This window comes from Xylanibacter caecicola, from assembly GCF_013166515.1.
GTDB lineage: Bacteria > Bacteroidota > Bacteroidia > Bacteroidales > Bacteroidaceae > Prevotella > Prevotella caecicola.
In genome coordinates, this window is the sequence record NZ_JABKKJ010000004.1 from 46,477 (window position 1) to 72,246 (window position 25,770).

Here is a 25,770-nt window from a genome sequence, read left to right on the forward strand (position 1 = left end):
GTTACTAATTTTTATTAATAATATAAGTGTTGTATTTCAATAATTATTACCTTTGCATATATATAATTAATGTGAAAATGGAATTAAAACAAGTCCCCGTTTATAAAAATCATGGTTACAGAGCGTGCATCTCTGCGGCGTTCTCTTTCTTTTGCGATAATATCAAAACTCTTCTGTCCCGTACCTGGATGTATGCCGCAGTCTTTTCTTTGCTTTTAAGCATCTTCTGCACATTGGCGTCATCACCGCAGCGTCTTTATTCCATGATGATTGAAAATCCTTATATCGTTATAGGCATTGCGGGTGTTATGTTGGTGTTCTTTGCAGCACAACTCATATTCCATTCAAGTATAACATCGTTACTCACCCGTCGTCCGGTTATGTGGAACATTCTGCGGAATTTAAAGGCGGTTGCTTCCGTATGTGCGGTTGCCATGTGTGTGTGCGCGATATTGATGACAGTGGTATTCTTTACTGCAAAGCATTATTTTAATGACGGTCATATATATATGGCTGCAGCTGTTGGCGTTGGTATTATACTGCTGTTGCTTCTGATTTTTATCCTGCCGTTTGTCTATGGCATGATGAAATATATAATGGAACCGGATGCAACCCTGCGGCAGATGTTTACAAAGTCTTATGTTGCGGGTCTGAAACATTGGGGATTTATTTTTGCCGTTCTTACAACCGTAGCAATTTTTGTATATGTATCAAGTCATGCCGTTTTGCTTCCGGCACTGATATTGTCGTATGCCGGCAATGTTTCCGAAGCCGGTGTGATGGAGTATGGTGACGCCTCCGGGCTTCCCGCATATTTCCCTTACGTGTTTTTTATAATATATTTTATAACATCTTTCATATCACTGTATATCAATACTATAATAATATTCGCTGCATATTATATATATGGCAGTGTGAATGTACGTGAAGAGATGACAAGGACAAAAGGCATAAAGGCATGAAACAGCAAAGGATACTTTTTATAGACCGCGACGGGACACTTGTTGAAGAGCCGGAAGACGAGCAGGTTGATGCTCTTGAGAAGGTGAAGTTTGTAAAAGGTGTTTTCAGAAACCTTGGATTTATACGCGAACAACTCGACTTCCGTTTCGTTATGGTCAGCAATCAGGACGGACTTGGCACTCCGTCTTTTCCAACAGAAACGTTCCTGCCGGCACATAACTTCATACTCAACACACTTGAAGGCGAGGGTATAACATTTGACGACATTCTGATAGACTGTCATTTTCCCGACGACAATCATCCTGACCGTAAGCCTGGTGTCGGCATGCTTGGCGGTTATATAGGCAATCCGGCGTATGACATAGCCGGAAGTTATGTCATCGGTGACCGTGAAACCGACCGCCGGTTGGCAGAGAATATAGGTTGCAAGGCTCTGATACTCGGACAGGACGGCATGACATGGGACAAAATATCGGAAATACTTTTCTCCGGAGAGCGCGTTGCTGAAATAAAACGTACGACAAAAGAAACAGACATATACGTTAAGATAAATCTTGACGGGCATGGTCAGTGTGACATCTCAACCGGACTTGGCTTTTTTGACCACATGCTGGAGCAGATTGGCAGGCACGGAATGGTAGACCTTACAGTAAATACCCGTGGGGATCTTCATGTGGACGAGCATCATACAATAGAAGATACGGCAATAGCATTGGGTGAATGTATTCTGAAAGCACTTGGAGACAAGCGCGGAATTGAGCGCTACGGATATAGTCTTCCTATGGACGATTGTCTGTGTAGCGTTGCTCTTGACTTTGGCGGGCGTCCGTGGTTGGTGTGGGACGCAGAGTTTAAACGTGATATGATAGGTGATATGCCCACAGAGATGTTCTTCCATTTCTTCAAGAGTCTGAGTGATTCGGCAAGGATGAACCTTAATGTTTCGGCACGTGGTGGCAACGAACATCATAAGATTGAAGGTATATTCAAAGCTCTTGCACGTTCAATAAAGATGGCTGTGAGACGTGATATATATCATTATGAACTGCCCTCCACAAAGGACATGCTGTGATTTAGCGTAAAATAAAAATACCTGCTGCCCGCATTCAGGATGTTCAATTGGTTACATCTTACTGCGGGCAGCAGGCATTTTTATATCATGTATTAATGATTCTGTGTCTTATATGTTCGTTTGTCAGAAGTCTTCATCATCCGTGACGCCTTCCGCCGCAAGACTTAGTTCGTCCGGATCTTCCTCTATGGTTGTACGATAGCTCTCTTCTGTCAGCTTGTCCTCATCAAACATGTCGTCGTCATCGTCTGTATTGCTGTAGCTGTCTTCAATTTCCGGTAAATCTTCATCATCGTCATTCTCGCCCGGTTCTTTCGGTTCCTGGATGTCGGATGTGGCATGAAGTTTTTCCGCAGTAGGCTTCAGCTTGGCAAATATAGCCTCTATCCATGAGCCTTTTTCTATTTCGAGTACCTCAAAACCGTCTGCAACCTTCTTTTCGTACATGCCTCCCGGTTTGTGAAGGCGGTCTTTGGGCAGTGTGGTGGTGCTGATGTCAAATCCACTCTGTATGATGTCCTGTATGCTTTGTGACAGAGAGTCCCAGCCGCCACCGAAGTTCCGCTCGAGTACCTCAATGAGTTTTGCGGCGGAAATGTGGCGTATGTTTTCGTATGTGAGGTCTGTAACCCTCATTATCAGTTTTTTCTTTATCGCCCAAATCAGCTTGTTGTTTTCGTCAAGCCTTATCTGTGTAACCTTAAAATCACGGTTTTCGTATTTCTGTATCACCTCGGGCTTATCTATTTTTATCTCTTCCAGATCAAATGCACTTCTTATTATTACTGCATAATGGTTGATATTATCTTTCAGATCGGCATCCTTTTCAGCTGCTTCCAACATTCTGAAGATGTCATTCTCCTGTAAATCCCAGACATTGCTTTTGCTCAATGTCTTTAATGTGAGTGATTTTTTTCCTGTTTCTTTCATATATATTATGGTTGTTTTTTTATTTGTTTTTTCAATCTCTGTCATCCAAAACCCTGAACTTGTTGCGGAAATCATGAAGGCTTTCCAAGTCTATTTCCGCCGTTATCGTCTGTTCCGCATTGCCGTTGCATTGTGCTACAGCCCTGCCGTAGGCATCAATGATTGCGCTTCCTCCTGCATATTTACAGTTGCCGTCGGTACCGGTGCGGTTGGCGGCAAGTACATAACACTGGTTTTCTATAGCCCTTGCACGCAACAATATCTGCCATGCGTCTTGGCGTGATGCGGGCCAATTGGCTGCCAATATTATGGCATCGTAGTCACCTTTGTAACGCAACCATGACGGAAAGCGCAGGTCGTAGCATGTGGCAAGTAAGAATTTGAAACCCTTATACACGGCGACGGTTCTCTTCGTGCCTGCCGTAAAATGTATGTTCTCACCGCCATGTCCGAACAAGTGGTGCTTGTCATAGTGACTGACGCTAAGATCCGGATGTACAAAATAGTGCCTGTTAAACCATTTCCCGTCATACGTCCGTGTGGCAACAGTTCCGCATACGGCACAATTACCATGTGCGGCAAACTCCTTCATCCAATCGAGTGAATATCCGGTATCACCGTATTCCGTCATGTCATCGGGATTTGTAACAAATCCTGTGTTCCACATTTCAGGCAGTATGTATAAGTCTGATTTTGGAGCATTTAATATAAGACGCTCTGCATTCTTTCTGTTAAGTTCTGGCTGTGCCCATGCTATGTCTGTCTGAAGTATGGTTACTTTCATTACCTAAAGTGTTATCTTATGATTACAATGCCTATTGCAAAATTAATACATTATCTTCTATCCACAAGTTTTTGGCATGTATTTTTTGTTTAAATGCGATATATTTCCTAATTTTGCATAAGATATGGCTCAACCTCTTGCTGAAAGAATGAGACCCCAAACGCTTGATCAGTATATCGGACAGAAACATCTGGTGGGCGAGGGTGCCGTACTGCGTAGGATGATTAATGCAGGACGCATATCGTCCTTTATTCTTTGGGGACCGCCGGGAGTTGGCAAAACCACGCTGGCGCAGATTATTTCAAAGAAACTCGATGTGCCGTTCTATACGCTGAGTGCCGTTACAAGCGGTGTAAAGGATGTGCGCGATGTCATAGAAAAGGCGAAGAACAGCAAGTTCTTCAGTCAGTCAAGTCCTATACTTTTTATCGATGAGATACACCGTTTCAGCAAGAACCAGCAGGATTCTCTGCTCGGTGCCGTTGAAAGGGGTATCGTAACGCTTATCGGAGCCACAACGGAAAATCCTTCGTTTGAGGTGATACGCCCCTTATTGTCGCGTTGCCAGCTGTATGTGTTGAAGTCTTTGGAGAAACAGGATCTTCTGGATTTGCTAGACCGTGCGGTTAAAGAGGATGTGGAACTTAAAGCCTGTAATATCGTAATAAAGGAATATGACGCCATTCTGAGATACAGTGGAGGAGACGCACGCAAGCTTCTTAACATACTTGAACTGGTTGTTGAGGCTCTTAAAGGGACCGGAGATGTGATAACAATTACAGACGACTCCGTGGTGGAATGCCTTCAGCAAAATCCTTTGAGTTATGATAAGGACGGCGAGATGCACTATGATATCGTGTCGGCATTTATAAAGAGCATACGCGGTTCCGACCCCGATGCGGCGCTTTATTGGATGGCACGCATGATAGAAGGCGGTGAAGACCCGCAGTTTATAGCGCGAAGACTCGTGATAAGTGCGTCGGAAGACATCGGACTTGCCAATCCTAATGCACTGCTTATGGCAAACGCTGCATTTGACGCAGTGATGAAAATAGGGTGGCCCGAGGGACGTATACCGTTGGCAGAGGCGGCTGTATATCTTGCGGCAAGCCCTAAAAGCAATTCGGCATACATGGGTATCGCCAATGCACTCGATGCGGTCAAGAGGACGGGAAACCTGCCTGTGCCGCTGCATCTGCGCAATGCGCCTACAAAACTCATGGCGCAGTTGGGTTATAGTGACGGATACAAGTACTCTCACGATTATCCCGGAAACTTTGTGCAGCAGCAGTTTATGCCCGACGGGCTTACGGAAGAGCGTATATGGCACGCTCAACACACACCGGGAGAGGAAAAGCTGTACCAACGCATGGTGCAGTGTTGGGGAGACAGATTTAAAGACAAGCAGAAATGAATATAGTTGTATTGGACGGTCATTGCGTAAATCCCGGCGATTTGTCGTGGGACGCTTTGAGACAGTTGGGCAATCTGACGGTTTACGACCGGACGTGTATCGACGATGTGGTGAGCCGTGCCGGAGATGCAGATGTGGTGCTTACCAATAAGGTTCCTTTAAGGGCGGCTCAGATACAGGCATTGCCAAAGCTCAAATATATCGGTGCTATGTCTACCGGAGTGAATATAATAGATGTAGACGAGGCCGGGCGACGGGGTATAATTGTCACAAACATACCGGCATACAGCACGGAGAGCGTTGCCCAGATGACGTTTGCCCATATACTCAATATCACCAACCGTATAGGGATATATGCCGACATGAACCGCAAAGGGCGTTGGTCGGGCTGTGAAGATTTCTGCTATTGGAACACTTCCCTTGCCGAACTGTCGGGCAAGACGCTCGGTATTGTGGGACTTGGCAATATAGGAATGAAGGTCGCGACAATAGCCTTGGCTTTTGGAATGGATGTGGTTGCATATACAAGTAAAGGTGCGGACGCTCTTCCGTGCCATGTCCGCAAGGCAACATTAGACGGACTGTTGGACGCAAGCGACATCATCACGCTTCATTGTCCGTTGACCGATGCCACCCGAGGCATGATAAACAAGGACACGATAAGCAGGATGAAGCACGGGGCTATACTTATAAACACGGGCAGAGGACCGCTCGTGAACGAGGCGGATGTGGCTGTTGCACTGCGCAGCGGACAGCTTGGCGGTTATGGCGCGGATGTTATGTGCAAGGAACCGCCGGCTGCGGACAATCCGCTTTTTGCCGAATCAAATGTTTTTATAACCCCTCACATCGCATGGGCGACGCCGGAAGCAAGGGCAAGACTTATGGATACGCTTGCAAGTAACTTGAGGTCATTTATCGAAGGAACGCCTGTCAATGTCATAAACAGATGAATACAATACTCATAATAATAGAGTTTCTTGGTACATTTGCCTTTGCCATATCCGGAATACGAATGGCTGCAGCCAAGCATTTCGATTGGTTCGGCGGTTATGTTGTCGGTCTTGCCACGGCCATAGGCGGCGGAACGATACGCGATGTGATGCTCGGGCTTACCCCGTTCTGGATGACAAAGTCCATATATATAATATGTACGGCTGCGGCGCTGATGCTTGTTATTTTGTTTAAGAAACGTCTTACGCAATTGCATAACACGTGGTTTCTTTTCGATACCCTCGGTCTTGCCCTGTTCACCATCGCCGGAATACAGAAGTCTCTTTATGCCGGATTTCCTTTTTGGGTGGCAATAATAATGGGCTGTATCACTGGTGCTGCAGGCGGAGTTATACGTGATGTGCTTATAAACGAAGTCCCTTTGATATTCAGAAAAGAGATTTATGCCATCGCATGTCTTATCGGCGGTGTCGTATATCAGCTCTGTTCATTGCTTGGTTTCAATCTTGAAATAGCATCCCTGTTCAGCTTTATATCGGTTGTAGTGGTAAGAATATTGGCAGTGAAGTACAAGATATCATTGCCTGTGCTTAACGAAGACGATGTTTCAGAGGGTGAGAAATGAGTAAGGATATTTACAGGACAAATAAAAAGAGTATATTGATATGAAATCAAAGAGATTTATACTTGTGTTTTTATCATTGCTTTTCTTTGCATCTTTGTTTGCGGAAAGCAGTAAGAGTGTGCCCGCTGTCACTATGGTTTCTTACGAACAGGCATGGCTGGATCATAAGGGTACATTGGCGTTGAGAAATAATTTGAGTGAAGACATTCATAATATTGTATTTCAGATAATATATATGGATATATCCGGCAATGCTCTTGACTATGAGGAATTTTCAAAAGATGTGGACATTGCGCCGGGCATGACAAGGAAAATAGATATTCCTGCTTATGAACACGGGCGTCATTATCATTATTATAAGACAAAGGATGAATTTGATAATCCGGCATTTAAGATAAAGTTCAAACTGAAGTCGTATAATGAAAATAAGGTTGCCAATGCATCGATGGCAAATGATGTGCCGGATGTAGATGATGATATTTCCGGTATGGATGGCACTTTTTCAGATTTGGACGAAGACAATGGTTTACCGAAAATCTTATCTCCTGATACGGGATTGATTGTATTAATGCTCTTCATCGTGTTCTTTGTGATAGCACTGAGCGTAGGATTGTATGTTTTAGTGGCTGTTATGGCTCAGCGGAGAAACCGCAGCGTTGTCGCATGGATACTTATAAGTCTGATTGCAACCCCTCTATTAAGTATCATTATCCTCTTGTTTATAGGTAATGATAATAACGCCGAACCGTTGTAAAACATCTCTTAAAAAATGGCCTGTGTAAGACCTTGGTAATCAGTATGATACCTTTAGCCCTCAAAAAGCATAGGTTTAGCATCCTTAAACCTATGCTTTTTGAGGGCTAAAGCTATGCTTTTTGAAGACGAAAGATGTGCCTTTTTTAGAAAAAGGCTTGTTTTTTATTTGGTTGTTGCCCGATAACTTTATGGGTTTTGTTCATCGGTCTTGCTTTGTTGAGCATTTTATTATAAATTCAACACATTATTAATATATATGTAACATCAATGTTGAATTTAATTCTTACTTTTGCAGTGCAATAAGAAGTTTTAGTTTTTAGTATGTTTAGATGTTATTTATTGGTATTGTTAATGGTGTATTCAGTATTGCCTTTATGTGCACAGAGTACAGATGGAGATGTTGACAGAACACCGCAGATACACGGTACGCTTCGTGGTAAGTATGAATATCAGACGGAAGACGATAAAGGGCGTTTTGAAGTTCGTAATGCACGTGTGAGCGTATCAGGTAAGGTTATAGAAGCGCTGGAGTATAAGGCGGAGGTCGACTTGTGCGATGAAGGCAAGATAAAGATGCTTGACGCATACGCGCGCCTGAAGCCCGTTACGGGACTTAGCTTTACGATAGGGCAGATGCGTGTGCCTTTTACCATAGACGCTCATCGCGCTCCGCATACCCAGTATTTTGCAAACCGTTCGTTTATAGCCAAGCAGGTGGGCAATGTGCGTGATGTGGGATGTATATTGGGGTATAGGTTTAATGTAGGCATTCCCATTGTGTTGGAAGCCGGACTCTTTAATGGCTCCGGGCTTACCGAGCAGAAAGACTATTGGACAAACAGCGTTAACTATTCGGCAAAAGCACAGATTATGTTGCCGCAAGGCTTCAATATAACATTAAGTACGCAGAAGATAAAGCCGGACAATGTGGCTGTATCACTGTATGATATAGGAACTTTTTATCACGGACACGGTTGGCATGTGGAGGCAGAATATCTGCTGAAACATTATTCGGACGATGCTTTCAGGAACGTATCGGCATTCAACGCTTTCGTAAATTATGACATTCCTTTGCGTAAATGCTTTTTTAGAAAGGTGTCTCCATTGTTGCGTTATGATTATACAGGTGACCATAGTGACGGCAAACGGTATCTTGACGGGGGTGTAAGTGAAGATGGTGAACTTATAATAAACGATTACAGGCGCTCACGCATTACGGGAGGAGTTACCTTAAGTCTGGCTCAGCCTTTTATATCCGACATAAGAATAAACTATGAAAAGTATTTTTACAGGGAGGGGGCTGTTCCTAAAACATCGGAAAAAGACAAGATCGTGATTGAATTCATGACTCGTTTTTAGATATATAATAAGAATAAAGAAAGCAGGCGCACGGTCTATTGTGAAAGATGCAATGCCTGCTTTCCTTGTTTTTTGTCATTTACAATGGCTAAATATTGACTTTTTCATATTTAAACGTTGGATTTTCTTTCATTTTGTTTGTTGTTTTAAATAAATATATATACCTTTGCAACCATATAAGGACAAAATATTTCAATAAGTATATTATTATAATAAGTGGTTAAGTAAAAAGATTTATTATGAATGCAGTAAAAGTTGTTGAGACACTCAAGCAGAGATTTCCTAATGAACCGGAATATATACAGGCGGTGACTCAGGTTTTGGGAACTATTGAAGAGGAGTATAACAAGCATCCGGAGTTTGACAGGGCAAACCTTATAGAGCGCCTTTGTATTCCCGACCGTGTAATAGAGTTCCGTGTTTCATGGGTGGACGACAAGGGTAACGTGCAGACAAACATGGGATATCGCGTACAGCATAACAATGTTATCGGACCGTATAAGGGCGGTCTTCGTTTTCATAAGTCCGTGAATCTTGGTATACTTAAGTTCCTTGCCTTTGAGCAGACATTCAAAAATTCTCTTACAACATTGCCTATGGGAGGCGGTAAAGGTGGTTCAGACTTTTCTCCCCGTGGAAAGAGTGATGCTGAGGTTATGCGTTTCTGCCAGGCATTCATGACAGAACTATACAGGCATATAGGACCGGACGAGGACGTGCCTGCCGGAGACATTGGCGTAGGAGGACGTGAAGTTGCATATATGTTCGGTATGTATAAGAAACTTACTCATCAGTGGAACGGTATACTTACAGGTAAGGGACTGGAGTTTGGCGGTTCGCTTATACGTCCGGAGGCAACGGGATACGGAAACGTTTACTTCCTGGTGAACATGCTTAAGACACGCAATATCGATATAAAGGGAAAGACTGTCCTTGTGAGTGGTTCGGGAAATGTGGCACAGTATACCATTGAAAAGTGTATAGAACTGGGTGCAAAGGTTGTGACATGTTCGGACTCTGACGGATATATATACGATCCGGACGGAATAACCCGCGAGAAGCTCGACTACATCATGGAACTGAAAAACATCGAACGCGGACGTATACGTGAATATGCAGAGGAATACGGTGTCAAGTATGTTGAGGGAGCAAAGCCGTGGTTTGAAAAGGCTGATATCGCACTTCCTTCGGCTACACAGAATGAAATCAACGAGGAGGCGGCAAAGGCTCTTGTTGCGAATGGCGTGATTGCCGTGAGCGAAGGTGCAAACATGCCGACCACACCTGAGGCAATAAAGGTATTTCAGGATGCCAAAATACTTTATTCACCAGGAAAGGCGGCCAATGCTGGTGGCGTAGCGGTGTCAGGTTTGGAGATGACTCAGAATTCAGAACGTTTGAGTTGGAGTCGTGAGGAGGTTGATGCGAAACTGCATGACATCATGAACGACATACACGCCAATTGCGTTAAGTATGGAACAGAGGCAGACGGTTACATTAATTATGTGAAAGGTGCCAATGTCGCAGGCTTCCTCAAGGTAGCAAAGGCAATGATGGCACAGGGAATAGTATAAAATAAGTTTCGTAATATCCTGATGAAGGAGACTTGTACAAGTTTGGTTTGTACGGTCTCCTTTTTTTTTTAAAAAAAGTACAGCACTATTTTTAATAGACAAGTTTGAAGAGAATGATACGAAGTGTGGACTTATCTGATGCCGGTGAGATTGTTTCTATATATAATGATTATATATTGAACAGTGTCGTTTCTTTTGAGACAGAGGCTTTGACAGTGGAGGAGATGCAAAAGCGTATAAATGATATTTCTTCCTGTTTTCCTTATTTTGTTTACGAAAAGGACGGACATATTGCCGGATATTGTTACGCCCATGCTTGGAAAAGCAGAGCCGCTTATTCCGGTACTCTCGAAACAACTGTCTATCTTGCACCGGAGTATAAGGGGCTTGGCATCGGTCGGGAATTGATGGAGCGGCTTATAAGCGAATGTCGCGCTTTGGGATATTCAGCATTGATAGCATGTATCACAGCATGTAATACGGACAGCATTGGTTTTCACCGGTGTCTTGGCTTTGAGAAAGTTTCGCATTTTAAGCGGGTAGGGTATAAGTTTGACCGTTGGCTTGATGTCGTGGACTATGAATTGTTGTTGTGAATTGGACATTGGTGTATATACTTTGAACATTCCCCGCAATTAGAATTTATGGGTGATAATTTATATATATAATGCTTTATTTTTCAAAAATAGAATAATTTTGCAGAAGACAAATATAATCTGTCATGTATGATGACAAAACAAGTGAAGTATTGTATTTAATTATGCGCGAGTTATTGGAACAGACTAAAAAAGCGGGTAATGTATCGGATGGCATGATCAACGCTATTAGACAATCTGTAAAACGGTACAAAGAGTTTGTAGAAGGCGATGAATCCTTTTCTGAGAAAGGTGAGGTGTGGTATATGATGGGGCAAGCATACCGGCAGTTGGCTGATTTCAAAAAAGCATTCACCTGCTTCAAGAAAGCTGCCGCAATGGATTGTTCCGAAGCGTTTGCAATGGTGGGTGATGCTTATCATGAAGGATTGGGAGTTGTAAAGAACCCGACAAAGGCGCGACAATGGTACAGGAAAGGCGCGGACATGGGCGAAATCACGGCAATATTGAAATTGGCGGATTGTTATAAACGTGGCATAGGCTGCAAGGTCGATTATTCAAAAGCGATGGAACTGTATATGCATCTTGCGGAACGCACAGGTCGTTTCTGGAACAGATATGCCGACGGTATCGGGATTGCATTGTATGAAATCGGCAATATGTATCTGAATGGCTTAGGAATGCCCGCTGATTTGAAGAAAGCCACCCGTTATTTCAAGTTAGCGGTAAAGAAAGGCAATCTTGATGCTGAAAACGTGCTAAATGGGGAGGCATTCAAAAACCTTAAAAGATAATCATAAAAAAGCAACGAGTATATGAGCGGACTGTCAGAACAATATAAAATCATACAACACTTCACGTGTCAATATGCGGGCGAAGGCGATTTGGAACAAGCACGGGTGGCGGTAGCCGCCATAATTCCTACGGCCGAAAAAGGAAACGCCAAGGCGCAATACATGCTCGGCAAATATTATTCGTGGGGTTACGGCGAGGAATGCGACAATCAAAAGGCTGTCTATTGGTTTGAGAAAGCAGCCGACAAAGGAAATGAAAAGGCAGCGGAAGCATTGGTAAATCTCTATCGCTACGATTTTCCTGACGACGAGATAGAAACAGACCGGAAAAGGGCGTTTGTTCATAAATGGCATTATAAGTGGATAGAAATCCTGGAGGAGAAAGCTGCCAAAGGCGTGGCGGGTGCGGCACAGGCATTGATGAACCTTTATGCCGATGACTGCCCCGAAGACATAGACCCCGAAGAGGGCTTGGCTATAGCTTGTAAGTGGTATGACCGCTGGATTGAGATACTTAAGGCCAAAGCGGGTAAAGGGGATATGTCGGTCAAGAAGAAGTTGGCTGACATTCTTTATTATGGAACCGGTGTCCCTGATGAAGTCTTGGAACTTATTGAAGATGATGATACCGACACATCCGAAGATGAGGCTGCAACGCTGTATTCCGAAGTAGCTGTCGGGGAAAATGATGCGGAAGGCTGGTGCAATCTCGGACAGATTTATAGCCAATCAGCAAAGGATTGGCAGAAGTCTTTGGACTGCTACATGAAAGCCGCTGCGTTGGGCCATAGAGAGGCTTATCGCTGTGTCGGAGGCGCATATTTCGAGGGGCGCGGCGTGGAGAAGGATTTGTCAAAAGCCCGCGAATGGTATCGCTGCGGAGCGGATGCCGGTGATGTGTCGGCGCAGTTGATGCTTGCCGATTGTTACAAGCGCGGACTCGGTGGAGAGAAAGACTTCACCGCTGCAATGGATATGTATCGGCAGATTGCTTCCCGAAGCGATCTCCGAAAGAAGTATATACATGAGCTTGGGACGGCACAATACGAAATTGGCAATATGTATATGAAAGGATTGGGCGTGGATGTTGATTTACGTCAGGCATACGACTGGCTCAAACTTGCCGCCGGGAATTGCAACCTTGCCGCTGAAAATGCCCTCAACAGCAAGAAATTCAGAGATTTTAGAAAATGAAACTGCAAACATTGTGTTTCGAGGGCGATTATACTCTTGAAAAAAGAGAAAAGGAGAAATCCAACTATTGCTATGTCAATCTGTATGCCGTTACATTCGGCATCGCCCAGTATATCCTGACAGAACTGATGCCCATTGATCTTGACGGATGCGGCAAACTGACTGTCTGCGCTAATGTCGAGCCACAAAATGAGGCATATGAAGTCGGCTATCATACCGTTCCCGAAATGGGCGTGTCGTGGTATAATCTTGACATAGAGACCTCCCGCAGACTTTATAACCTTAAACGGTTCTGCAAGGCGTTCAGTGAAGAACTCAGTAATGAGTTTGAAGACTGTGTTGCTAACATTATCATGGACATTCTTGTGGAGATTGACCGGATGCAAGGTGGCAAAAATCGCCTTGCAGAGCGACGTAATGACATTTTAGAGCGGATGAAGGAGTGCGGGTGCGAGAAGGAAATCCTGCTCGAAAAATACTCGAAGCTCCGTCGCGACAGTAAGTATAGGGCTAAGGTGTACCGGTGTATCGGTCATGGTATAGGCGACGCGATAAGAGTTGATTTGGTCAACTGCGCTACGAGAGAAGTTGTTGTGTCGAAGTGGCTGCATGATGAACTGCCCAACACCATTGATATGGCAGGGGCTGTTACCAAAACCGCTTGGGATGGAGATGCTTTTAATGTAACATTTTACAGAAGAAGTCCAAGTTGGACAGAAACAGTAGAACTGCCTGAAAACGAATCATAGAATCATGATAAAATACGAAAATAAATATACCGACAAGTCATTTGACATTGATAAGTGTCGGGAATCGGCGCTGTCGGGCTATGCCTCGGCGCAATACCAGATCGGACAATGTTATGAGGAAGGCATAGACGTAGAGTGCAATCTGGCTAAGGCTTTCAAATTGTATTGGCTCGCATCAGATAATTGCCGCCCGGCAAAAGAGCGACTTGACAAGGATAGTTATCAGGGACAGCTTGTCAAATGGCTGAAAAAGGCGGTGAACGGCAAGCTGTTGGCCGGTGCAGATCTGGCGGAAGCTATGTGTATGCTTGGATGCTGTTATCAGCACGGCTGGGGCTTGGACTGCGATCTGGCTTCTGCGGTAGAATGGTGGCAGCAAGCCGCCGACATGGGCGATGCTTATGCCAATGACCGTTTGGGATATTGCTATAGTCATGGGAAAGGCGATCTGCCAAAAGATGCGGTGCAGGCTTTCTTACACTATCTGAAAGCAGTCGAAGGCGGATATTCCAAGGATTATTTCTCCGTTGGATTGTGCTATAAAAATGGTGACGGAGTGGAATGTGATGATGAAAAAGCCTTTGGCTGGTTCAAGAAAGCTGCGGAGCATGACAACCCTATGGCGTGGGTGGAGCTTGGTCACTGTTATGCCGCAGGGAGTGGCATAGCACAGGATTGTGGGAAAGCTGTCGTTTGGTATCGCAAGGCAGTGGATTTGGGCGGGAATGCTTTTCCCGATGCGTTGCGCGGTCTCGGTAGCTGCTATGCGGCAGGGCATGGCGTGGAACAGGACTGGAACAAGGCTGTTGAGTTATACCGTCGGGCGGCAAAAGCGGATGACCCTGAATCGCAATACCTCCTTGCCCGCTGCTATGCCGAGGGACATGGAGTTGAGCCGGATATGGCAGAGGCTGTGCGCCTTTACAAAAAGGCCGCGACAAATATTAACGAGAACAAGAGATATTACGGGCATCCGGAAGCCATGCGCAGTCTCGGGGATTGCTATGCCAACGGCATAGGCGTAAGAAAAAATGCGAAGCAGGCTGCCGCATGGTATGCTAGAGCCGATAAACAAGAACATGAGGCATAAGCGGATAGATCCGTTGATGATACTTCCGCTTTTGCTTCATGTTATTAATCGTCATTCGAAGACATCCTCGATGCTTTCCTCCTGGAACTCGTCTTCTTCCGACTGACACGAGTTAAAACCATAAGGTATGTCAAACTTTTCCTCTGGGCTGTATCCTAATGATTTGTCGGCAAATACTTTCTTCATGTAATATGCCCATATAGGCAGTGCCATATTTGCACCTTGTCCCATACGCGTTGAGTCGAAATGTATGTCTCGGTCTTCTCCTCCAACCCAGCATCCGCTTACAAGTGACGGCGTGAATCCCATGAACCAGGCATCTGAGTTACGGTTGGTCGTTCCGGTCTTTCCTCCCATTTCGCACTCTATTCCATATTTGTATCTCATGCGTCCGCCTGTTCCGTTATTGATAACCCCTTGTAACATTTCGAGCATTTGGTAGGCACATGTCTCGCTTATTACCTCGTTCATGCGAGGTTGGAAATTCGCAATGACATTTCCTTCACTGTCTTCAATCTTTGATACAAACATGGGAGAGCAATGTATTCCGCCGTTGGCGAAGGTTGTATATGCGCTTACCATTTCGCATACCGATGCCTCATACGGACCAAGACACAATACCATAGATGGGTATACACCTGTTGTGTTTATCCCGAATTCTCGCAGTATTCTTAAAAAGTCCTGAGGATTTATGCGGCTCATAAGATTTGCCGAGATCCAGTTGTTTGATTGTGCCAGTCCCCATTTTAAGCTTACCATTTCTCCATAGTGAGATCTGCTGCCGTTTCTTGGTGTCCAGTTTCCATATGTTGTCTGTACGTTGAGAACCCGGTCGCATGGCGACATGCCGTTTTCAAGTGAAAGGGCATAAAGGAACGGTTTTGTCGTTGAACCGACCTGGCGCCTTCCGGACGTTGCCATGTCGTATTTGAAATGGTTGAAGTTGATACCGCCAACGTATGCCTTTACTGCTCCTGTCTTGGCATCCATACTTACAAATCCGGAACGTAAGAAAGACTTTACATATCTAATAGAGTCGAGTGGTGACATTGTGGTATCAATGTCACCGTTGTATGTAAATACCGTCATCTCGGTCTTTTTCCTGAATGCCTCGTTTATTTCTTCTTCCGAAGCACCATTTTCTTTCATCACCCTGTAGCGTTCGCTTTGTCTTATGGCGCGTGTCATGATAGACTTTACTTCCGAAGGTTTAAGCGCTGTGGTAAAAGGAGCATTGGCTTTCTTGCGGTTCTCTTTTGAGAACTCCGGTTGAAGATATCGTCCGACATGGCGCAACATTGCATCTTCCGCATACTTTTGCATGCGTGTGTCTATTGTTGTAAAGATTTTCAGGCCGTCGGTATATACATTATAAGTATCGCCGTTCTTTTTGAAGTTTTTGTTACACCATCCATATAACGGATCTGTTTCCCATGCCAAAGAGTCTATTGAATATTGAACTTTGTTCCATGAAGGATAGTTGTTCTTGTCCGGTCTCTTTGCCATCATGTACTGACGCAAGAATTCACGGAAGTAAGTCGCTGTACCGTCTTTGTGGTCTGGACGGTGAAAGTCCAGTTTCAAGTCACTGTTACATGCACTTTCATATTCGTTTTCGGACAGATATCCGGCTTTAAGCATTTGTCCCAATACCACATTTCTTCTTTCTTTGCATCTGTCCGGATAACGTACCGGATTGAAAAATGACGGGTTCTTACACAATCCGATAAGCATCGCAGCCTCTGACACGGAAAGTTCTTTGGGATCTTTGTTGAAATATACATTGGACGCAGTCTTGATTCCTACGGCGTTGTGAAGAAAGTCGAAATAGTTGAGATACATTGTAATTATCTCGGACTTTGTATAATACCGCTCAAGTTTTACTGCAATGCACCATTCAATAGGCTTTTGCAGAAGACGCTCTATAGTACTGTTGGCTGTGTTTGAATATAACTGCTTTGCCAATTGCTGGGTGATAGTCGAACCGCCACCGGCACTTTCTTGTCCCAGCAGTCCTCTTTTGACAACAGCTCGTCCAAGTGCAATGAAATCAATGCCTGAATGGTCGTAAAAACGTTCATCTTCTGTTGCAATCAGAGCATTGACAATGTTAGGAGACAGGTTGTCGTAATTGATGTGAACCCTGTTCTCACGGTTTATATTATATGTACCTATTATTTTTCCATCAGCGGAATATATCTGCGAAGCGTATCTGCTGATAGGGTTTTGCAGGTCTTCTATATCCGGCATATAACCAATCCAACCGTTCCATATGGCAACGAACGCAATTGCAGAAAAAAGGATACCGGTACATAGAATGCCCCAAAGAAAGCGTATGAATATTTTTCTCATTTACTTTTGTTATAAAATGAACTGAATGCAAAAATACAATATTTCTCTGAAAAGGATGTAATAAATTAAAAATTATGTGTAACTTAGCAACCAAAATAGAATTTCCCTAATTTTCACAAGCAATGGATAAACAAAATTTTGTAACGATTGCAGGTCTTTCAAAGGAAAAAATCAATTATTTAATAGAGATGGCTCAGGAGTTCGAGAAGTATCCTAACCGTGATATTCTTAATGGAAAGATTGTGGCAACACTATTTTTTGAACCTTCTACCAGAACCAGACTCAGTTTTGAAACAGCCGCAAACAGGCTCGGTGCGCGTGTGATAGGATTTACAGACGCCAAGGTTACAAGTGCAACAAAAGGAGAAACACTGAAGGATACCATACTTATGGTGTCAAACTATGCTGACGTTATAGTAATGCGCCACCATATAGAGGGAGCCGCACAATATGCGTCTGAAGTCGCTCCGGTGCCAATCATCAATGCCGGTGACGGTGCCCATCAGCATCCTTCTCAATGTCTGTTGGACCTGTATTCCATATATAAAACACAGGGAACTCTTGAAAATCTCAATATATATCTTGTCGGTGACTTGAAATACGGTCGTACGGTGCATTCGCTTATAATGGCAATGCGTCATTTTAATCCGACGTTCCATTTTGTTGCTCCGACAGAACTTGCCATGCCTGATGAGTATAAAATGTATTGCGAGGAGCACGGGATAAAGTATGTTGAACATACGGATTTCAATGAAGATGTTATTTCTGATGCCGATATCCTTTATATGACGCGTGTACAGAAAGAGCGTTTCTCAGACTTGATGGAATACGAACGTGTAAAGAATGTATATATTCTTAAGGCAAGTATGCTGGGCAAGGCGCGTAAAAACATGAAAATTCTTCATCCGCTTCCGCGTGTCAATGAGATTGCATACGATGTTGATTCTGATCCTCACGCTTATTATATACAGCAGGCTCGCAACGGACTTTATGCACGCGAAGCCATAATATGCGATGTGCTTGGTATCACGATTGATGATGTCAGGAAAGATAAGACGATTATTAAGTAATGATAACCTGTTTTGATAATTAATAAATAAGGTATGAACAAAAAAGAAAGACTCGTTGCCGCAATAGAAAACGGAACGGTAATAGATCATATTCCTTCGAATAAAACATATCAGGTTGCAAACTTATTGGGTTTGCAGAATCTTGACACAATAGTAACCATTGGTTATAACTATCCGTCAAAGAAACTAAATAAGAAAGGTATAATAAAGATTGAAAACAAGTTTTTTACGGATGAGGAAATATCCCGCCTTTCTGTTGTCGCCCCTAATGTTGTCTTGAGTATCATTCGCGACTATGAGGTGATAGAGAAGAAAAGAGTGGAGACACCCGATATATTGAAGGGGCTTGTAAAGTGTAACAATCCTAAATGTATAACCAACAATGAGCCTATGCAGACGGTTTTTCATACAATAAACAAGGATAAGGGTGTTATAAGATGTCAATATTGCGACAAGGAACAGGATATCAATAAGGTAGAACTAGTCTGACATAATTTGTAAAATGCTTGTATACATAGCATTTTATAACTACTTTTGCATAAGTTTTTAAGATATAAAGATTTACAAATCCTATAACTAATTAATGAGATGAAAAGAGATCAGGAGATTTTTGACCTAATCGAGAAAGAACATCAGCGCCAACTTAAGGGCATAGAACTGATTGCTTCAGAGAACTTTGTAAGTGATGATGTGATGAAAGCCATGGGTTCATGTCTTACAAACAAGTATGCTGAAGGCTATCCGGGCAAACGGTATTATGGCGGTTGTGAAGTTGTTGACGAAGTGGAGACACTTGCCATAGAGCGTGTAAAGAAGCTTTTTGGTGCAGAGTTCGCAAATGTACAGCCTCATTCCGGAGCACAGGCCAATGCTGCGGTATTGCTTGCGGTGCTTAAGCCTGGCGATACTTTCATGGGACTTAATCTTGCTCATGGCGGGCATTTGTCTCATGGCTCTGCTGTAAATACAAGTGGCATTCTTTATAAAGCCGTAGGATATGACTTGAATAAAGAGACAGGACGTGTGGACTATGACCAGATGGAACGTCTTGCTGTAGAACACAAACCCAAGCTTATAATAGGAGGAGGATCTGCATACAGCCGTGAGTGGGATTACAAACGAATGAGAGAGATTGCCGATAAGGTCGGTGCATTGCTTATGATTGATATGGCACATCCAGCCGGACTTATTGCAGCCGGACTTTTGGACAATCCTGTAAAATATGCTCATATCGTTACATCTACAACACATAAGACGTTGCGCGGACCGCGTGGAGGTATAATTCTCATAGGTAAGGATTTTGAAAATCCATGGGGACTTAAAACACCGAAGGGCGAGATAAAGATGATGAGCCAGTTACTTAACAGCGCAGTGTTCCCCGGTACTCAGGGCGGACCCTTGGAGCATGTTATCGCTGCGAAAGCCGTTGCATTTGCAGAGGCATTGCAACCGGAGTTCAAAGAATGGGCAATGCAGGTTAAGAAAAACGCTGCGGTTCTGGCAGAGGAGCTTGTAAAACGTGGATTTACTATTGTAAGTGGTGGCACGGACAATCACTCTATGTTGGTAGACTTGCGTTCAAAATATCCGGACCTGACCGGAAAGGTTGCCGAGAAAGCTCTTGTTGCTGCAGATATTACAGTAAACAAGAACATGGTTCCGTTTGATACACGTAGCGCATTCCAGACATCGGGTATCCGTCTTGGCACTCCTGCGATAACGACACGTGGTGCAAAAGAGGACTTGATGCGCACTATAGCAGAGCTTATAGAAGAGGTTCTGAACAATCCTGAAAACGAACAGGTTATAGCTGATGTTCGCTCAAGAGTGAATGAAATAATGAAAGAATATCCGATTTTCGCTTATTAAAAGAAGGTTAGTGATTATTTATTAAAGGTAAGCCCGATATGGATTTTTGTCTTAAAGGTTTGGAGACAGCTTTTCATATCGGGCATTTTTTATTTTTATTGTTACGTTAACTGATATTGCAGTTTCTGAAAAAACGAGGTTGAAACGTTTTTTCTTATGAAAATAATCTAAGAGATAATATATATTATCTTTTTTTACGACAATCTTAATTCTCCCTATTATATATTTGTTGCAAGGGAATGATGTCTTTTTAGTTTGCATTCCTTTATCAGGTTTTATTAATGTATAAAAATAAAAGGTATGAAGAATGGAGTAATGATGCAGTATTTTGAATGGAATCTGCCAAATGACGGAACTTTGTGGAAAAAGATTAAGGATGACGCGCAGCATCTGCATGACATTGGTGTAACGGCAATATGGATACCGCCTGCTTATAAAGGTTGCGGCAATGATGATGTCGGTTATGGTACCTATGACTTATATGACTTGGGCGAATTTGATCAGAAAGGAACAGTACGTACAAAGTATGGCACCAAACAGGAACTGAAAGAGATGATAGATGCACTTCATGCCTGTGATATTTCGGTGTATATGGATACTGTCCTTAATCATAAGGCAGGAGCCGACCATTTGGAAACCTGCATGGCACGACTTGTGGACCCTGATAACCGTGACGAACCTATTTGCGAGCCTTATGAGATAGAGTGTTGGACCGGATTTGATTTTCCCGGGCGTGGGAATACGTATTCTGATTTTAAATGGCATTGGTATCATTTTTCCGGAACTGACTACAATGAGCGCGATAAGAAAACAGGAATATATCAGATTGTGAGTGAAGGCAAAGCATGGAGCATGGGAGTTGATAATGAGAATGGAAACTATGATTATCTTATGTTCTCCGATATAGATCTCAATCATCCGGATGTCATAGCCGAATTGAAACACTGGGGTAGATGGGTTGCAGAAGAAATGGACATTGACGGTATGCGTCTTGATGCCGTAAAACACATGAATGATGAATTCATTAAAGACTTTCTTGCTGATTTGCGTGCAGCCAGAGGTGACGATTTTTATGCAGTAGGAGAGTATTGGGTTGATGATATAGAAACGTTAGAGAGCTATTTGGCTAATGTAGGATATGCAACAGATCTTTTTGATGTATGTCTTCATTATAATTTAAGTTGTGCATCAAAGGAAGGCGGTGATTATGACTTACGTAAACTCCTTGATGGAACGCTTGTTTTACGTCATCCCGAACTGGCGGTAACGTTTGTTGATAATCACGACTCACAGGCAGGAAGTTCTCTTGAGTCTCAGGTTGAAGATTGGTTCAAACCATCGGCTTATGCCTTGATACTATTGATGGAAAAAGGATATCCGTGCCTGTTTTACGGTGATTATTATGAAACGTCCGGCAATGCTTCTCCCCATCGTGATATTATAGATATATTGCTCGATGTGAGAAAAAAGTGCGCCTATGGTGAGCAGACCGATTATTTCGATCATCCTTGTACCGTCGGCTTCACTCGTCATGGTGTCGAGAAAATGCCTGGGTCGGGGCTTGCATTGCTTATATCCAATGGTGACGAAGGAGAAAAACTGATGAATGTTGGTGTCGGGCACGCCGGTGAGATATGGCATGATGTCACCGGCAATCGCCCAGAGGAGGTCACTATTGATAATGACGGCAATGGGTTTTTCTTTGTATCAGGCGGCAAGATGGCAGTATGGACTCCTTGATATATACGGAATGTTTCCGGTGATATTGAAAATCCAAATCAAAGTGCAAAACTTTGATTTGGATTTTTTCACGTTATATTACCGTATTACCCATATACTTACTTCGTAGAGCATGTACATCGGTATCGTTACGAGTACAAGTGTCATGATGTCTGGCGGAGTAATGACCGCTGCCACTACCATTATCAGCATGAAGGCGTGTTTGCGATAGTGTGACAGCATGTCGCCGGTGACAACTCCCATTTTTCCCAACGTCAAGGCGATGACCGGCATCTGGAACACAATTCCCATGAGCAGCGTCAGCGTGGTGAACGTAGACACATAGCTGTCGAGCGTTATAGTGCTGCGTACCTGCTCCGCCACGCTATATGTTCCAAGGAAGCGGAATGACACGGGAAACAACACGTAGTAGCTCATCAGTACACCGAGCAGGAACAGCACGTATATTACGGTTGCTGCTTGTACGGAATACCTGCGTTCGTTGTCGTGGAGCGCCGGAGAGACGAACCGTAGTAGTTCATATAGTATGTACGGCGAGGCAGCGAGCAGTCCGAGATATACGGCTGTGGTGATGTGTGTCATGAACTGGCTTGAAAGTTCGGTGGCTATCAGTTCCACGTGATATTCCGTGAACCGGAAATCGTTGAAGCCTATGGCATGTGCAAGACTTTCAATACAGCGGTAGGTTACGAAATCATATTTTCCCGGAGCAAGTAGCAACTGCCATGTGATGTCTTTGAAACAGAACACCACAATGGCAACGCCCCCTGCTACGGAGATAATGCGGAATAGCATTCGGCGGAGCACTTCCAGATGCCCGCCGAATGTCATCAGTTCCTCACTGTTCCGCTCTTTCTTCCGTATGTCCTTTTTCCGCCTTTTCTTCATCTGGTTCCGTGTTCTCGTCTCCTTCGTTTTTCTCTTCGGGAGCACATTCCTCGTTCATTCCTTTCTTGAATTCCTTCACTCCCTGTCCCAATCCTCTCATCATTTCGGGCAGTTTCTTTCCTCCGAAGAGCAAGAGAGCCATGCCGCCGATGAGCAGAAGCTCGGTCGTACCTATAAACAAGGGCAGTATTGTCAATACGTTCATCATCATCTTCTGTCATTCATTTGTCACCAAATATATCTCACAAGTATCGAAGTTTATCTCCCAGTTGCCGCCTTCTTCGCTTTCCCAACGATACTTTTCCGCCATACGGTCCCACCAGTTCTGAAACCTTGTGCCTGTCTCGCCCATGTCCTTCACCAACTTTTCGTACAGCTCCACATTGTCTGCCGTCACAATCTTCGCCAGCTCGTTCAGACCGTTGCGACGTTCGAACAACTGCTGTATCTCGTTTTTTTCCTCTATAGTCACCTGACCTGTTATTCTTTTCATGTTACTACTGTTTATTATTTGTTATTTGTATTCGTCGATGTATTAATGCATGACGATTTGCAAGTATGTACACAACCACCCTTACAGGCGTGTCCGCATGGATCTTCACCACTTCCGCTTTCACACGCATTCCGGCATGTGTACGAACAATTGTATCCGCAGCAGTTCTTTGGTCCTTCTTCCTTGGTATTATTTTCAGTGAGAGTCGCTGTGCGACACCCTGCCAGTATAACGGTTCCTATTATAGGTAATACGCTTGATATGGAACGTTTGAAAAAACTTCTGCGCGAAAACTTGTCTTTTTGTTTTACCATTCCTCTCTATTGTCAAACGGATCGAGACAATCGTTTTCCACTATCTCACGACCTGCCATAAACTCTCCGTGCTTCCTTATTGCGGCAAGCAGTTCGCGGCTTGCGTTGCGCTCGATGTGTGCCGTGACGCACTGTTCATGACTTGGCGTATTCACCTCAAGCGTGGTCCTGCGGTTCATCCATACGCAACGCCTGCACTGGTATGCGTCGCAGTTGCGGCACAACGGGGCGTGGCTCAGTTTGTAGAGTTGCGGATTGGCAATTGCAAGACCGTCTGCCGGACTTCCTATGTCATGCCCGACCTCACTTAAGTAGAATGCCGGACAGACATAAAACCTTCCGTCGGGTGCAAGCGTGATGTTCGTGTCGCCGGCTCCGCAGTTGTTCATCGCGTCGAGCATCATGCGGTCGGTAAGGATGTTCAGCTGCGGCGTCTTGCCGTCGGCATACAGTTCTTCCGTCTTCGTAGCCAACTTGCGGAGAGCGGCGGAATATTCAGTGAAGTCCGCTTCGGTGAATGTCTCGATGTCGGTCAGCACAATGTTCAACCTTGCCGCCTTTTCCAAAACCTCTCCTATGTCACTGATGTTGCGGCACAGTCCTTTCAGATCCGTCCTGAGCACATACGTCAGCGATGTGTCGAAAGCCGTGTCCGCTATCCGGTCGATACCGTCTATAACCACAACGTCAGCCCCGTCGCAATTGCCCGCCGGCATTATCTTCGTGTGGTCTATGGTCTCGATGAGGTCTTTGTATTCCTGCGGAATGTCATAATCGGGATAGACAAACTGAATATTAAGATTTTCCTTCATGGCGAAGAGTATACCCGACCTCAGGTCTTCGATGTCTATAAGACGGCGCTCCGTACGCCTGTTTTCGTAGTGACAGTAAGACACACTCGTGTCGTCCAATAATATAATAAGGTATTGCAGCATCGTTTCAACAGATTGTTTCGTTATACTTCGGTCTGTTCTCTTCAAACTCCTCACGTTCTCCTTCCAGTTCCAGTTTACGGAAGAGCTTGTTCCAATAATAGTTATTGGCGCGCACGCGTGCCTTGTGCATCTTGCATATAGCCGTTGAACGCTGGTATATGGTGTCCGTGCAGGCAGCGTCATAGTTCTCGCCCTGGCACCATGCGCATCCGCTCGCCACCTCGCAGTCGATACATTCCTGCGGCGACTGCGTGCAACGGTCGAGCGTAAGGAAAGGACGCAGCCTGTTCTTATTTATACCTTCTCGCACGTTGCCTATCACCCATGCTTTCTTCTCGCGGAGTGAGTATTGTGCGAAGCGCGTGCAGGGATAGAACAGTCCTGCGGCATCCACGGCAAGCATACGTCCGGCACCGCACCAGTTGTTGTTCTCCAGTTCGGGGTCCATGGGCTTGCCGATGCTTTCCGAGAAGAACGAGCAGGCATAGTCCTTGTAGTACTCTCCGTCGATGATGGCGTCCGCCAGCTGCATGAGTTGTTCCTCAAGCAACCTGTCGTCGCCCTCTTTCCATACGTCCTCGAAGACGCAGTTGATGTTCACCTCATGAATGCCTAACGAATAGAGATGCAGCACGCTTTCCGTGATATACGGTATGTCGGCACTGCTTATCGTCACCTTTGTTCCCGCTCCCGGAAACTGCTCGAGCCAGAGCGGTATGTTCTTTACCACATCATCGTACGAGCCGTGTTCCTCCTCGGGCTTCGGCATGATGCCATGTTCCATTTCCGGTGTCTTCCAGATGCGGTTCAGGTCATGCTTACGTCTCGTACCGTCTATGGTGATACCTATGGACAGATGCTCATAGTTCTTCTTTATGAAATTCTGTACCTTCTCCGTGTGGTAGTTGATGCCGTTGGTGGAGAAGGAGAAGCGGTAGGAGTTGAACCAGTGGTGGTTCAGTCTGTACATCTCCGTCTTCAGATAATCGCATATCTTGTCTATCAGGTCTATCTCAAGGAACGGCTCGCCGCCGATGAAGTCCCAGATGACACTTTCCTCGTTGAACTCGTCCTCATGTTCCAGAATGTAGTCGATGGCTTGTTTTGCCACCTCCCATGACATTCGCTCCTTCGTGTTCTTGCCCACAAGGTAACAGTACTTGCAGGCAAGCTGGCAGTCCTTCGTCACGATGAATGTGATGCTCTTCGCTATGCCGGACTGCCAGCCTTCGTTCTGTTCTTTTATTTCAGCCAT

General features: G+C 44.5%; 25 protein-coding genes. 17 read left to right on the forward strand and 8 right to left on the reverse strand.

The features are described from left to right. Positions 1-233 precede the first annotated feature (233 nt). Both HPS54_RS03820 and hisB read left to right on the forward strand, forming a co-directional pair. Entirely contained in the window at positions 234-962 is a 729-nt protein-coding gene (locus HPS54_RS03820; protein WP_216653026.1) for a hypothetical protein, read from the forward strand. After that, complete coding sequence (gene hisB / locus HPS54_RS03825; RefSeq protein WP_172344150.1) at positions 959-2,035, forward strand: bifunctional histidinol-phosphatase/imidazoleglycerol-phosphate dehydratase HisB; 1,077 nt, start codon at positions 959-961, stop codon at positions 2,033-2,035. Before HPS54_RS03820 ends, hisB begins: the two co-directional genes overlap by 4 nt. Positions 2,036-2,158: 123 nt before the next feature. On the opposite strand, the gene HPS54_RS03830 is transcribed toward hisB, so the two are convergent. After that, positions 2,159-2,965, reverse strand: a complete 807-nt coding sequence (locus HPS54_RS03830; protein ID WP_172344151.1) for a hypothetical protein — start codon at positions 2,963-2,965, stop codon at positions 2,159-2,161. 31 nt (positions 2,966-2,996) lie between these two features. Beyond that, positions 2,997-3,749: a nitrilase-related carbon-nitrogen hydrolase gene (locus HPS54_RS03835; RefSeq protein WP_172344152.1), complete on the reverse strand. Its 753-nt coding sequence runs from the start codon at positions 3,747-3,749 to the stop codon at positions 2,997-2,999. A 124-nt stretch (positions 3,750-3,873) separates the two neighbouring features. On the opposite strand from HPS54_RS03835, the gene HPS54_RS03840 reads away from it, so the two are divergent. The 11 genes from HPS54_RS03840 (at position 3,874) to HPS54_RS03890 (ending at position 14,854) form a co-directional block, all read left to right on the forward strand. Beyond that, positions 3,874-5,163 (forward strand): replication-associated recombination protein A, encoded by a 1,290-nt coding sequence (locus tag HPS54_RS03840; RefSeq protein ID WP_172344153.1) that lies wholly within the window; start codon positions 3,874-3,876, stop codon positions 5,161-5,163. Continuing rightward, positions 5,160-6,116, forward strand: coding sequence for a D-2-hydroxyacid dehydrogenase (locus HPS54_RS03845; protein WP_172344154.1), 957 nt, complete (start codon positions 5,160-5,162; stop codon positions 6,114-6,116). Before HPS54_RS03840 ends, HPS54_RS03845 begins: the two co-directional genes overlap by 4 nt. Continuing rightward, complete coding sequence (locus HPS54_RS03850; RefSeq protein WP_172344155.1) at positions 6,113-6,742, forward strand: trimeric intracellular cation channel family protein; 630 nt, start codon at positions 6,113-6,115, stop codon at positions 6,740-6,742. The genes HPS54_RS03845 and HPS54_RS03850 overlap by 4 nt, the downstream gene beginning before the upstream one ends. A 40-nt stretch (positions 6,743-6,782) precedes the next feature. Continuing rightward, positions 6,783-7,496 carry a hypothetical protein gene (locus HPS54_RS03855; RefSeq protein ID WP_172344156.1) on the forward strand — a complete coding sequence of 238 codons (714 nt, stop codon included), beginning with the start codon at positions 6,783-6,785 and terminating at the stop codon, positions 7,494-7,496. Positions 7,497-7,849: 353 nt separating this feature from the next. Next, a complete protein-coding gene (locus HPS54_RS03860; protein ID WP_253951924.1) occupies positions 7,850-8,857 on the forward strand; it encodes a porin in 1,008 nt (335 codons plus the stop codon). 239 nt (positions 8,858-9,096) lie between these two features. After that, a complete protein-coding gene (locus HPS54_RS03865) occupies positions 9,097-10,431 on the forward strand; it encodes an NADP-specific glutamate dehydrogenase (RefSeq protein WP_172344158.1) in 1,335 nt (444 codons plus the stop codon). A 113-nt stretch (positions 10,432-10,544) separates the two neighbouring features. After that, positions 10,545-11,027 (forward strand): GNAT family N-acetyltransferase, encoded by a 483-nt coding sequence (locus HPS54_RS03870; RefSeq protein WP_172344159.1) that lies wholly within the window; start codon positions 10,545-10,547, stop codon positions 11,025-11,027. Between the two features lie 125 nt (positions 11,028-11,152). After that, a complete protein-coding gene (locus HPS54_RS03875; protein WP_172344160.1) occupies positions 11,153-11,821 on the forward strand; it encodes a tetratricopeptide repeat protein in 669 nt (222 codons plus the stop codon). Positions 11,822-11,842: 21 nt separating this feature from the next. Then, a complete protein-coding gene (locus HPS54_RS03880) occupies positions 11,843-13,015 on the forward strand; it encodes an SEL1-like repeat protein (protein WP_172344161.1) in 1,173 nt (390 codons plus the stop codon). After that, positions 13,012-13,764, forward strand: coding sequence for a hypothetical protein (locus tag HPS54_RS03885; RefSeq protein WP_172344162.1), 753 nt, complete (start codon positions 13,012-13,014; stop codon positions 13,762-13,764). Before HPS54_RS03880 ends, HPS54_RS03885 begins: the two co-directional genes overlap by 4 nt. Before the next feature lie 4 nt (positions 13,765-13,768). Further along, positions 13,769-14,854 (forward strand): SEL1-like repeat protein, encoded by a 1,086-nt coding sequence (locus HPS54_RS03890; protein ID WP_172344163.1) that lies wholly within the window; start codon positions 13,769-13,771, stop codon positions 14,852-14,854. A 51-nt stretch (positions 14,855-14,905) separates the two neighbouring features. Here the strand turns inward: HPS54_RS03890 and HPS54_RS03895 are convergent, their stop codons facing one another. Beyond that, the gene (locus HPS54_RS03895) at positions 14,906-17,206 is read right to left on the reverse strand and encodes a transglycosylase domain-containing protein (protein ID WP_172344164.1); all 2,301 of its coding nucleotides are present in this window, start codon (positions 17,204-17,206) and stop codon (positions 14,906-14,908) included. A gap of 122 nt (positions 17,207-17,328) precedes the next feature. Between HPS54_RS03895 and pyrB the strand changes: the two genes are divergently transcribed. The 4 genes from pyrB (at position 17,329) to HPS54_RS03915 (ending at position 21,885) form a co-directional block, all read left to right on the forward strand. Further along, positions 17,329-18,276: an aspartate carbamoyltransferase gene (pyrB, locus tag HPS54_RS03900; RefSeq protein WP_172344165.1), complete on the forward strand. Its 948-nt coding sequence runs from the start codon at positions 17,329-17,331 to the stop codon at positions 18,274-18,276. A 33-nt stretch (positions 18,277-18,309) separates the two neighbouring features. Then, positions 18,310-18,765 (forward strand): aspartate carbamoyltransferase regulatory subunit, encoded by a 456-nt coding sequence (locus HPS54_RS03905; RefSeq protein ID WP_172344166.1) that lies wholly within the window; start codon positions 18,310-18,312, stop codon positions 18,763-18,765. 99 nt (positions 18,766-18,864) lie between these two features. Then, positions 18,865-20,145 carry a serine hydroxymethyltransferase gene (glyA, locus tag HPS54_RS03910; protein ID WP_172344167.1) on the forward strand — a complete coding sequence of 427 codons (1,281 nt, stop codon included), beginning with the start codon at positions 18,865-18,867 and terminating at the stop codon, positions 20,143-20,145. 300 nt (positions 20,146-20,445) lie between these two features. Next, positions 20,446-21,885, forward strand: coding sequence for an alpha-amylase (locus HPS54_RS03915; protein WP_172344168.1), 1,440 nt, complete (start codon positions 20,446-20,448; stop codon positions 21,883-21,885). A gap of 78 nt (positions 21,886-21,963) precedes the next feature. Here the strand turns inward: HPS54_RS03915 and tatC are convergent, their stop codons facing one another. The 5 genes from tatC to HPS54_RS03940 form a co-directional block, all read right to left on the reverse strand. Beyond that, complete coding sequence (gene tatC / locus HPS54_RS03920) at positions 21,964-22,773, reverse strand: twin-arginine translocase subunit TatC (RefSeq protein WP_172344169.1); 810 nt, start codon at positions 22,771-22,773, stop codon at positions 21,964-21,966. Beyond that, entirely contained in the window at positions 22,724-22,984 is a 261-nt protein-coding gene (locus HPS54_RS03925) for a Sec-independent protein translocase subunit TatA/TatB (RefSeq protein ID WP_288944669.1), read from the reverse strand. The genes tatC and HPS54_RS03925 overlap by 50 nt, the downstream gene beginning before the upstream one ends. A 6-nt stretch (positions 22,985-22,990) precedes the next feature. Further along, complete coding sequence (locus tag HPS54_RS03930) at positions 22,991-23,266, reverse strand: CXXX repeat peptide modification system protein (RefSeq protein WP_172344170.1); 276 nt, start codon at positions 23,264-23,266, stop codon at positions 22,991-22,993. A gap of 307 nt (positions 23,267-23,573) precedes the next feature. Continuing rightward, complete coding sequence (locus HPS54_RS03935) at positions 23,574-24,560, reverse strand: CXXX repeat peptide maturase (RefSeq protein WP_253951925.1); 987 nt, start codon at positions 24,558-24,560, stop codon at positions 23,574-23,576. Beyond that, a complete protein-coding gene (locus HPS54_RS03940; protein WP_172344171.1) occupies positions 24,520-25,770 on the reverse strand; it encodes a radical SAM peptide maturase, CXXX-repeat target family in 1,251 nt (416 codons plus the stop codon). The genes HPS54_RS03935 and HPS54_RS03940 overlap by 41 nt, the downstream gene beginning before the upstream one ends.